The sequence below is a fragment of the Pseudomonas endophytica genome, from assembly GCF_001411475.1.
In the GTDB taxonomy this organism is placed as follows: domain Bacteria; phylum Pseudomonadota; class Gammaproteobacteria; order Pseudomonadales; family Pseudomonadaceae; genus Aquipseudomonas; species Aquipseudomonas endophytica.
Genome location: NZ_LLWH01000040.1, coordinates 1 through 10,269, shown reverse-complemented (window position 1 = coordinate 10,269; position 10,269 = coordinate 1). Strand labels below are relative to the sequence as shown.

Sequence of the window (10,269 nt, the reverse complement as noted above, 5' to 3'; positions counted from 1 at the left end):
TGGCCTTAATACGCAGATTTTTGCCGAGATCAAACTCAACGCCCATGGGCGCTCCAACTTCACCGAGTTCACCGAGGCCATTCGCGGTTTTCCTGAAGTGCTGGAGTGCTATGTGCTGATGGGTTCTGTGGATTTTTTACTGCGCATTGTGACCGCTGACATCGAAGCCTATGAGCGCTTCTTCTTCGAGAAGCTGTCGATGGTGCCGGGGATTCAGGAAGTGAACTCGATTGTTGCGCTGTCTGAAATCAAATCCACGACGTGCTTACCGGTTTAATACCGAGCAAAAAAATGGCCTTCGCGAGGAAGGCCATTTTTAGGCTGTTAGTGAACAAACAGCGCAATTAGGATGATGATCGGGATAGGGATACCGAGAAAGAACAATAGAATCGAGCGCATTTTTATTCTCCAGAATTAACGGTCAGCGACAGGTTGATTAGTCACGTTGTAGGTCACGGCATCACGACGGCGACCACCAAACGTTGCACACAGGCTGGCGAAGAACGCACCGAGCAACAGCGTGATGAATGTCCACAAGGTGCTCCAGGCAGCCACTTTGGCAGCAGTGTCAGCGGCTTCTTTAGCTTTTACCTTGGCATCTTCAATGGCCTGATGAGCTTTTGCGTACACCTGGTCAACCCGTTGCTCGGCTTCTTGCTGAGTCAGGTTGGTCTTTTGGGCAACGATTTTTGCCAGATAAGCGCGATCTTCTGCACCCATTTGGCCATCATTGTCCAGGCTGCGCACAAGGATGCGGGTCACGACGTTACGCACGTCGTCTTCGCTGAGTGCTTGGCCATTATCATTACGAAACAGCGTGTCGATGAAGTAGTCCGAGCTGTTATCACCCTTATTCATCTGCGCACCCGCCACGCTGCTCACCGCCGAAGCTGCGCCAGAAGCAATGTTAGACGTCGCTTGCACACCGCCGCCGATCACGCTGCTGATGGAGCTTGCGATCAATACCGCAGAAACGAGAGTGGCCACGGCCCACGATAAGAAGCCGTGTGCGGTGTCGCGAAAGTACACTTCATCGCCATGCATGCTGGACCATTTGACCCGCAGGCGCCCGGCCAGATAACCGCCCATGCCCGACGCAATAATTTGCGTCAACGCCAGCCAGATAATCGCGGTGAAACCCAAGGCTTTTGCACCTACACCTTCATCCGCCCACGGCGACACAGCTGAGAAGCCCAAACCGGCGCCCAGCATGATCAGCATAAGAGAGAGTGAAGCGGCAGCTGCGGCACCCGCAAAAATCGCGCCCCAAGAGACGCCGGAGTGGCTGGAGGAATCTAGATGGTCAGCGGGATATAGCTCTTTAGTCCCGATCATTATTGTTTTGCTCCTGAAATGGAATGAGGTGCAGCCTTCATTCAAGTAATTGCAGGGGCTATGCCAAGTTACTAAATAACCTAAGTCTATGATTTTTAACGTAATAGTATTTTGCGCCAATCTCGCAGTCATGCAGCCTGCATGATTCGAGCAATTACGAGCGGGCGTAATGCATTGACACAATTTGCAAGTGTGTCGACAAGAAAACAAAAACGGGAGGCGTTTAGCCTCCCGTTTGTGGGGTATTAGTGGTGACGATGTTTTCTCTTCTTGTGATGACCATAAGCATGGCCACGGCCAGGGTGGTCATCTCGATAGTAGCGGCGATCGTTACGGTGGCTGGCGCGGCGATCATCGGCATCGCTTTTGTTGCCCATGTAATTGCCCAGTGCACCGCCAGCGCCCCCGCCTGCGGCGGAGCCGACTAATGCTCCTGTGCTGCCACCGACTCCGCGGCCAATGGCGTTACCACCTGCGGCACCCAGAGCGCCACCAATGGCCGCTTCGCCACGGCTACGTTTATCGGCACCCACGGCACTTCCCGCTGCGCCGCCTACGCCTGCACCAATAGTCGAGCCGGTAGAGCCGCCTAATTGCTGACCCACTACGGCGCCAAGTACTCCTCCTAATGCGCCACCCACACCCGCTTCGGTGGTGCCACCGGCCGAGGCTACGCCACTGACCAGTCCAAGGGACAACAAAAGAATAGAGGTGAGCTTCATAGGTAAGCCTCAAAAGAATGACGAGGCGATCCTGAGGCTGGAGAGGGTTAGTTACAATCGGAATCCGACCAGTAACACGAACTGTGCACAATTACATAAGTTATTGTTTTTGATAGGGAACTTAATGCTTTTTTGTCAGTCTATCTGTCGTTCAGATAGGCCGCTTTTACAAGAAAGCGGCCTTTTTTGTGCCTGCGTTTCAACGCTTCGGTTTAGCTCGCTTTAGCCATTATCAGCTTCGACGGGCTGGCTGCTTCAAGGCGGATCGCCACGAACTTCGACGTCGGAGTGTGGCTACCGTCGCCGGTGCTTTCCAACGGCACCAACGGGTTGACCTCCGGGTAATAAGCCGCTGCTTGTCCCGCCGGGATGTCGAACGCCAGAAGGGTGAAGTTTTTCACCCGACGTTCATGCTGGTCATTCCAGATCGAGACAATGTCGACCTTCTGCCCTGGCTTAAAGCCCAAGCGGATGATGTCGGCTTCGTTAGCGAACAACACATCACGTTGCCCCTTAACCCCGCGATAACGGTCATCAAGGCCGTAAATCGTGGTGTTGTATTGGTCATGTGAACGCATCGACTGCAGGATCAAGTCCGGCAACTGGCCAGTGGCACGGGCGCGAGCGTCGACCAAATCGTGCGGTAATTCGTTGATTCGGAAGTTGGCACGTTGAGTCGGTGTGTTCCACTGCCGTGCTCCAGCAGCGTTGCCCAAGTAAAAACCGCCGGGGTGTTGAATCCGTGTGTTGAAGTCTTTGAAGCCCGGAATTGTGTCGGCAATCAACTCACGAATGCGGCTGTAGTCAGCCACTGTCCAGTTCCAGTCGATGGGGTGCGTGCCCAACGTAGCGGCAGCAATACCGGCAATGATTGCAGGCTCGGAACGCATTTGATTCGACAATGCCTTGAGTTGCCCATTAGAGGCGTGAACCATGCTGAACGAGTCTTCAACCGTGACCGCCTGCGGGCCTTCGGCTTGGAGGTCGATGTCGGTACGGCCCAAGCACGGCAGAATCAGCGCCTCTTTGCCGTGCATCAGGTGGCTGCGGTTGAGCTTGGTGCTGATCTGTACCGTGAGGTCGCAATTGCGCAGCGCTTGGGCTGTACGCGGGCTGTCTGGCGTGGCTTGAGCAAAGTTGCCACCCAAACCGATAAAGACCTTGGCCCGACCTTCGAGCATGGCGTGAATAGCTTCAACCACGTTGTGGCCGTTTTCACGCGGGACCTTGAAGTTGAAACGGCGTTCAAGCGAGTCAAGGAAAGCCACAGGTGGGCGTTCATTGATCCCCATTGTGCGGTCGCCCTGCACATTGCTGTGGCCACGTACCGGGCACAAGCCCGCACCAGGGCGGCCAATATTGCCGCGCAGCATCATTAGGCTGGCGATTTCCTGAATGGTCTGTACCGAGTGACGGTGCTGGGTAATGCCCATCGCCCAGCACATGATGACGTTTTTACCCTTGAGATACATGCGGGCGGCGCGTTCGATATCGACCAGCGTGAGGCCCGATTGCTCGACGATATGTTCCCAAGAGGTGTTGTCCAAGCTGGAGATGTAGTCGAGAACGCCCGCCGTGTGCTCATTCAAAAAGGCATGATCGAAGACCGCTGGCTCGCCCGCAGCTTGTGCATCACGCTCCCATTGCAGCAAAAATTTGGCCATACCGCGTAACAGTGCCATGTCACCGCCCAATGCAGGGCGTAGGTAGGCCGTATTAGTTGGGCGGTCGCCGTTGGTGAGCATTTCTAGCGGGTGCTGCGGGTTCTGGAAGCGCTCAAGCCCGCGCTCTTTCAGCGGGTTGACACACACCACCTGAGCGCCGCGTTTAACCGCTTCACGCAGCGGCTCAAGCATGCGTGGGTGGTTGGTGCCAGGGTTTTGTCCCAACACGAAAATAGCGTCAGCGTGTTCAAAGTCATCGAACGTCACGGTGCCTTTGCCCACACCGATGCTTTGTGCCAGCGCCACGCCGCTGGCCTCGTGGCACATGTTCGAGCAGTCGGGGAAGTTGTTGGTGCCGAACGCTCGCACAAAGAGTTGATACAGATACGCCGCTTCATTGCTGGCGCGACCCGAGGTGTAGAACTCGGCTTCATTGGGGCTCGACAGATTGAGCAAGTGCCGGGCAATCAAGCTGTACGCGGCATCCCAACTGATCGGCGTGTAATGATCGGTTTGGGCGTTGTAGGTCATGGGCTCGGTTAAACGGCCCTGATATTCAAGCCAGTAATCACTTTGCTCCCGCAACGCGCTGACGCTGTATTTAGCGAAAAAGGCCGGGTCTACACGGCGTTTGGTCGCTTCCCAGTTCACCGCTTTGGCGCCGTTCTCGCAGAACTTAACCAAACCGCTTTCCGGCGAATCGCCCCACGCGCAGCCCGGGCAGTCGAAACCGCCGTTCTGGTTGGTTTTAAGCATCGCGCGCAGGTTTTTCAGTGCGTTGTCGCTGGTCAACCAGGCCTGCGCCACACTAATCAGTGCGCCCCAGCCACCGGCCGGGCCTTTATAGGGCTTATAGCGCGGAGTGGGCGTTTGGTCGGCTTGATGATGAAGGCTCACGATTGAATCTCCTGCGCCGGGCTATACACCCGTGGCGCGCTTTTTTGTGGCAAGTGAATAAGATTGAGGTTGTGGCGTCGGGCCCATTGCAGGGCCAAGCCCGTCGGCGAGGACAGGCTGATCAGGGTTTGGATCCCGGCCCGCAACACTTTTTGAATCAGCTCAAGGCTGCAGCGGCTGGTGACAATCGCCGCTCCCCCGTTCAGGTCGATGTGCTGGCGCACCAACGCACCGATCAGTTTGTCGAGGGCGTTGTGCCTACCGATGTCTTCGCGGCCCATCAGCAGTTCACCCTTGGCGTCCATATAAACAGCGGCATGCACGGCGCCGCAGTGTTGGCCCAGCGGTTGGAAGTCATTGATCCGTTGGCGTAACCCCTCGAGCCACTGAGCCGGCGGTAAGGGCGCACCTGGCAGTTTTTTGAGGTCGGGCAGGGCTTGTTCGACGGCCTCAACACCACACAAACCGCAGCCGCTGGTGCCTGCCAACTGTCGGCGTTGTTGTTTAAGGTTCCAGAACGCCCGGCTGGCGATTTCGACATGGGCGTACTGTGCCGAGCCTGCGCCAGTTAGCTTGAGATCGTAGATATCGTTCGCGTTATCAATGATGCCGCTGCCCAAGCTGAAACCGACGATGAAATCTTCAAGATCAGTGGGCGTGACCAGCATCACAGCTTGGCTTATGCCGTTGTAAGCAATAGCCAATGCGACTTCTTCTGCGAGAACCGTTGCTGCGTCGCCGCTCTGTTCTAGCGTGGCGTAGTGGTAGGTCTGACTGGCAGCAGGCGCGGGCGAATTGGGAGCGGGCGCAGCGCACAGAGGGCGCTTGGCGTTCATAAGGCTTTACCAACGTGTTCGATGACCCTAAGCGTAGGCGCGACAAAGGGTCGCGTCTAATCGCTAGCGTTGATCTGTTGATAGAGCGTGTCGATCAAGACCTGCTAAGTGATTTCTGAATCAGTGCAAAACATGCTTCGGCTAACGCTGAACGTGGTGCCTCGCGACGCATGATTAAACCCAGTTGCGACAAGGTTTTAGCGTCTTCAATCGGATGCAAACGCAAGGTGTCGGTGAGCGCTTCAAGCCCGCCCTCAAGCGGCATGACAGCGCAGCAGAGGCCCGCGTGCACCGCTTGTAACAGCTGATGCACCGCATCGGTTTGTAATAAAGGATGCGGCGTGAGGCCACGGCTGTGGAAGTTGTGATCAATGGACTGGCGAAAATGCATGCCGCCGCTGAGCAAGCCCAGTGGCAACTCAATCAAACGCTCCCAACTCAAGGGCTGCTCGCCAAACTTGAAATGCCGTTGGTCGTAAAGTAGGCCCATTCGGGTCTCACCCAGTGCCAGCGAGTCAAATCGCTCGTGATCAAGATGATCCAGATACGACACCCCAATATCGAGCTGATTACTCGCGAGTTGCTCAAGGATTTGCCCAGAACTTAGGGCTGATAACTCAAAGCGCAGCTCGGGGTGTTCTTGGTGCATACGCTCAAGTAACGGCAACGGATCGAAATTCGACAGTGGCACCACGCCGAGGCGCAACGTACCGATCAAATTGCCGCGACAGGCCGCCGCTTCGGCCTGCAAACCATCGTAAGCGGCCAGGACCGTACGGGCCCAAGCGAGTATGCGCTCGCCGGGCGCGGTGAAGCTTTCGAAGCGTTGGCCACGGTTGACCAACTGCAAATCAAGCTCTTGTTCAAGGCTGCGCAAACGCATCGACAACGTGGGCTGAGTGATATGGCAACGGGCGGCGGCTTGCCCAAAATGCCGTGTTTCGTCTAGGGCAATGAGGAATTTGAGCTGCTTGATGTCCATCGTTGCTCCAAGAGTGATGGTCTACGCTTAGGTTTCTGGATATTTCATACCTTGGAGCGTGACCGATGAGCCTTTTAAGCTTTGTGAAAGAAGCCGGTGAAAAATTAGCCCACCTATTTACGCCGGGTAATGCCAATGCGTCTGATGACCTGAAAAAGCACGTGGCGGATGTTGGCTTGGGCAATCCTAATATCAAAGCCGAGGTTGAGGGCGACAAGATAACGCTAAGCGGCGAAGCGGCCACTCAGGAAGAGAAAGAAAAAATCATTTTGGCCGCGGGCAACATCGTGGGTGTGGCCAGTGTTGATGACCAAATCACCGTTTCTGGGCCTGCGGTCGTGGCTTCACGGTTTGTCGTGGTGAAAAAGGGCGACACCCTGAGTGCGATTTCACTTCAGGTTTATGGCGACGCGAACAAGTACAACAAAATCTTCGAAGCCAACAAGCCGCTGCTTAGCGACCCGAACAAAATCTATCCAGGTCAGACGCTACGTATTCCCGAGTAACCCGATTTAATGTAGGAGCGAGCAAGCTCGCTCCTACATTTCAGGTCTTATTCAAAGCCCTTGCAGCAACTCGCGGTAATCCCCGAGCGCCTCGAATTCTTCGGTGTTTTTCGGGCCTTTTTTGCTGTCGGGGTGTTTGACTGCCAGCAAATGGCCTATGCCGAACGCACCGGCGCTGCGCAGGATGGGCAAGGTGTCGTCGATAAACAGGCTGCGGCTGGGCTCAAAGCCAATATCGGTTTGCAGCGCATCCCAAAATGCTGGGCTTTCTTTGGGGTAGCCATAATCATGTGAGCTGATAAGGCGCTCAAAATACGGCGCCAGTTCAATGCGCTCCAGTTTTAAAGACAGCGAATCACGGTGCGCATTAGTAATCAGAATCACCCGCTTGCCCGCCTGTTTGATCGCCGCTAAAAAGGTATCTGCATCAGGGCGTAAGGCAATCAGGTGGGCCGTTTCGAGCTTAAGCTCACGCACCGGAATGTTTAACTCGCTGCTCCAGAAGTCTAGGCAGTACCACTGCAACTGACCGGCGTTGTTTTCAAACAGTGGGTTCAGCTCCAAGTCAGCCATCGCCCGGCTGATGCCGTGTAGCTCGGCATAACGCTGCGGCAGGTGTTCGAGCCAAAAATGGTTGTCGTAGTGCAGGTCGAGCAGTGTGCCGTCCATGTCTAACAGAACGGTATCAATGTCGCGCCAAGGTAACGCTGTCATGCAAAACTTCCCCCACAGTAGAAAAACATCCGACACAGACAATCGGAAAAGCCGGGGTATAGTAACCCGTTCATATTGAGGAGCCGCTATGCGCCAAAAACCCACTGTACTTGCCCGTGAAATTGTTGCCAGTAGCCGGTTGTTTCGGGTCGAAGAAGTGCAGTTGCGCTTCTCCAATGGCGTCGAGCGTACTTACGAACGGCTGGTGGGGCGCGGTAATGGCTATGGCGCGGTGATGATCGTGGCAATGATTGATGCCGAACATGCCATCTTGGTCGAAGAGTATTGCGGCGGCACCGATGAGTACGAAATCTCGCTGCCTAAAGGCTTGATTGAGCCAGGCGAAGACGTGCTGGCGGCCGCAGAGCGTGAATTGAAAGAAGAGGCCGGTTTCGGCGCTCGCCAGCTTGAGCATTTGACTGAGCTGTCATTGTCGCCGGGGTACATGAGCCAGAAAATTCAGGTGGTGTTGGCCTCTGATCTGTATGAAGCCCGCTTAGAGGGCGACGAGCCGGAGCCTATGCGGGTTGACCGGGTTAACCTGCGGGAATTGTCGGCGTTGGTGCAACACCCGCAATTCAGCGAAGGCCGTGCATTGGCGGCGCTGTACTTGGCGCGGGACCTGTTGACCCAACGCGGGGTTTTTAAACTGTGACCTTGGCGCATCCTTTAATGGCTCCGGTGATTGAGCTCGCGCACCGTGCAGGCGAGGCTATTTTGCCGTTCTGGCGCGCTGACGTCGCGGTCACGACTAAAGACGATAACTCCCCGGTAACAGCCGCTGACCTTGCGGCCCATCACATCTTGCTCGACGGCCTAACCGCGCTGGACCCCAGCATTCCGGTACTTTCCGAAGAGGACGCCAACATCCCCCAAAGCGTGCGCGAAGGTTGGGCTCGCTGGTGGCTGGTTGACCCCTTGGACGGCACCAAAGAATTTATTTCCGGTAGCGAAGAGTTCACCGTCAACATTGCGCTAATCGAGCAGGGCCGAGTGGTGTTTGGCGTGGTTTCATTGCCCACCAGTGGCCGTTGTTACTACGGCGGCGCGGGCTTAGGCGCTTGGCGGGCAGACGCGGAGGTGATCACGCCGATCAGCGTGCGTCACGTCCCACCACAAGGTGAGCCACTCATCGTGGTTGCCAGTCGTAGGCATTCAAGCCCTGAGCAAGAGCGCTTGCTGTCAGGGCTAGAGAAGGCCGTTGGTAGGTTAGAAATGGCGAGTATTGGCAGCTCGTTGAAGTTTTGTTTGCTGGCTGAAGGTGCTGCGGACTGTTACCCGCGTTTGGCGCCGACCTCACAGTGGGACACCGCGGCTGCGCAAGGCGTGCTAGAGGGCGCGGGTGGCGTGGTGCTGCAACTCAATGGCGAGTCGTTCACTTACCCGGCCCGCGAGTCGTTGCTCAATGACTATTTTTTGGCGTTGCCGGCAAAGGCCGCGTGGCGTGAACAGCTACTGGCATTAACACAACGCTAACGACCAGTTCCTGTAGGCGCTGCCCTGTAGTCGCTGAAACACCATCGCGCACGCTGTTTGGGTGCATCTCTGTTTTTGTAGAAGCTGGCGCAGCCTGCGATCTTTTGATCTTCAACCGCAACATCAAAAGATCGCAGCCTGCGGCAGCTCCTACGGGGGAGATTTGTCTGCCTACACACCCTGTGTAAATACGAAAACAATGGTGCCTTTTGAAATCAATAACTTAATTCATGTTTGAAAAGAGCGAACTTGGCGAACAGCTCGCTAGCGATGCAATACGTATTGCCCGCTAAACCGCACCGCATCATCCCCGCCCTGAGCATTGATCACCCGCGTTTCAAGGGTCAGTCGCGCCCGGCCGTGGCGTTTGTACATCGCCAAAAATTTATTCCACACCGCTTCGGCGGGCGCATCGCATAGCGCGATGGCGTCTTGGGTGACGGGCAGCGGGTAGCGGATGTGGCCTTCTTGAATCACGATATGCCCGTCGTCGATCCCGGCTTCACGCAGGCTCAGGTGCAACCAGCCCCAGCCGGCCAATACCGCCCCGCAATACAGACTGCCGCCAAACATGGTGCTTTTGTGGTTGATATTGGCCGCTAATGGCAACTGCAAACGCAGTTGCTGCCCCTGCCAGTCGAGCACGCTCAGGCCCATTTCACGGGTCAGCGGAATGTCGTGATGAAGAATGGATTCCAGATAACGACTGTCGCGGTTCATGCAAGAGGATCCTGTACAGGTCAATCGAGTTCATCCGTGTGAGGCTGGCTGCCGCTCTCAAAGTGAAGCCCATGTTTGCGCAGTTTGTCATGCAGGGTCTTGCGCGGCACGCCCAGCGCTTCGGCCAAGCTGCGCATCGAGCTGTGCGAGCGTTCTAACTCGGCGCCAATCAAGCTTTTCTCGTACTGTTCGACTTGCTCGCTCAAGCTGCCAGACACCGCAACATGAGAAGACTGAGCAGCGTCGTTAGGGTCTTCGTCCAAGGCTAACTCCAGACCTAGGGCAAAGCGCTCAGCGACGTTTTGCAGTTCGCGCACATTGCCCGGCCATGGGTGGTGGAGTAATTGCGCCCGTTGTGCTGGCTGCAACACATTGAGCGGCAGGCCGTGGCGGGTGCTGGCTTCGTCGGCAAAGTGC

Annotated in this window: 12 protein-coding genes; 4 read left to right on the top strand and 8 right to left on the bottom strand. The window is 55.9% G+C overall.

What is annotated here, in order from left to right:
- Positions 1 to 277, top strand: a 277-nt coding sequence (locus AQS70_RS04440; protein ID WP_162233872.1) for an Lrp/AsnC family transcriptional regulator, incomplete at its 5' end; no start/stop codon positions are given.
- A gap of 137 nt (positions 278 to 414) precedes the next feature.
- On the opposite strand, the gene AQS70_RS04435 is transcribed toward AQS70_RS04440, so the two are convergent.
- From AQS70_RS04435 to AQS70_RS04415, 5 genes are all read right to left on the bottom strand, one after another.
- Positions 415 to 1,335, bottom strand: a complete 921-nt coding sequence (locus AQS70_RS04435; RefSeq protein ID WP_055101711.1) for a hypothetical protein — start codon at positions 1,333 to 1,335, stop codon at positions 415 to 417.
- A 245-nt stretch (positions 1,336 to 1,580) separates the two neighbouring features.
- Positions 1,581 to 2,057: a glycine zipper domain-containing protein gene (locus AQS70_RS04430; protein ID WP_055101710.1), complete on the bottom strand. Its 477-nt coding sequence runs from the start codon at positions 2,055 to 2,057 to the stop codon at positions 1,581 to 1,583.
- A gap of 212 nt (positions 2,058 to 2,269) precedes the next feature.
- Positions 2,270 to 4,618, bottom strand: coding sequence for an FdhF/YdeP family oxidoreductase (locus AQS70_RS04425; RefSeq protein ID WP_055101709.1), 2,349 nt, complete (start codon positions 4,616 to 4,618; stop codon positions 2,270 to 2,272).
- The gene (gene fdhD, locus AQS70_RS04420; RefSeq protein WP_055101708.1) at positions 4,615 to 5,454 is read right to left on the bottom strand and encodes a formate dehydrogenase accessory sulfurtransferase FdhD; all 840 of its coding nucleotides are present in this window, start codon (positions 5,452 to 5,454) and stop codon (positions 4,615 to 4,617) included. Before fdhD ends, AQS70_RS04425 begins: the two co-directional genes overlap by 4 nt.
- A gap of 94 nt (positions 5,455 to 5,548) precedes the next feature.
- Positions 5,549 to 6,436 carry a LysR family transcriptional regulator gene (locus AQS70_RS04415; protein ID WP_055101707.1) on the bottom strand — a complete coding sequence of 296 codons (888 nt, stop codon included), beginning with the start codon at positions 6,434 to 6,436 and terminating at the stop codon, positions 5,549 to 5,551.
- A gap of 65 nt (positions 6,437 to 6,501) precedes the next feature.
- Here AQS70_RS04415 and lysM point away from each other — a divergent pair, with 65 nt between their 5' ends.
- Positions 6,502 to 6,942 (top strand): peptidoglycan-binding protein LysM, encoded by a 441-nt coding sequence (gene lysM / locus AQS70_RS04410; RefSeq protein ID WP_055101706.1) that lies wholly within the window; start codon positions 6,502 to 6,504, stop codon positions 6,940 to 6,942.
- A 51-nt stretch (positions 6,943 to 6,993) separates the two neighbouring features.
- Here the strand turns inward: lysM and yrfG are convergent, their stop codons facing one another.
- Positions 6,994 to 7,656 carry a GMP/IMP nucleotidase gene (yrfG, locus tag AQS70_RS04405; protein ID WP_055101705.1) on the bottom strand — a complete coding sequence of 221 codons (663 nt, stop codon included), beginning with the start codon at positions 7,654 to 7,656 and terminating at the stop codon, positions 6,994 to 6,996.
- An 88-nt stretch (positions 7,657 to 7,744) separates the two neighbouring features.
- Here yrfG and nudE point away from each other — a divergent pair, with 88 nt between their 5' ends.
- A complete protein-coding gene (nudE, locus tag AQS70_RS04400; protein ID WP_055101704.1) occupies positions 7,745 to 8,311 on the top strand; it encodes an ADP compounds hydrolase NudE in 567 nt (188 codons plus the stop codon).
- Between the two features lie 17 nt (positions 8,312 to 8,328).
- On the top strand, positions 8,329 to 9,132 hold the full coding sequence (gene cysQ, locus AQS70_RS04395; protein WP_055101703.1) for a 3'(2'),5'-bisphosphate nucleotidase CysQ: 804 nt from the start codon (positions 8,329 to 8,331) through the stop codon (positions 9,130 to 9,132).
- 264 nt (positions 9,133 to 9,396) lie between these two features.
- On the opposite strand, the gene AQS70_RS04390 is transcribed toward cysQ, so the two are convergent.
- Both AQS70_RS04390 and AQS70_RS04385 read right to left on the bottom strand, forming a co-directional pair.
- Positions 9,397 to 9,852, bottom strand: a complete 456-nt coding sequence (locus tag AQS70_RS04390) for a thioesterase domain-containing protein (RefSeq protein ID WP_055101702.1) — start codon at positions 9,850 to 9,852, stop codon at positions 9,397 to 9,399.
- 20 nt (positions 9,853 to 9,872) lie between these two features.
- The coding region (locus AQS70_RS04385; RefSeq protein ID WP_277620576.1) for an AAA-type ATPase lid domain-containing protein at positions 9,873 to 10,269 on the bottom strand (397 nt) is incomplete at its 5' end.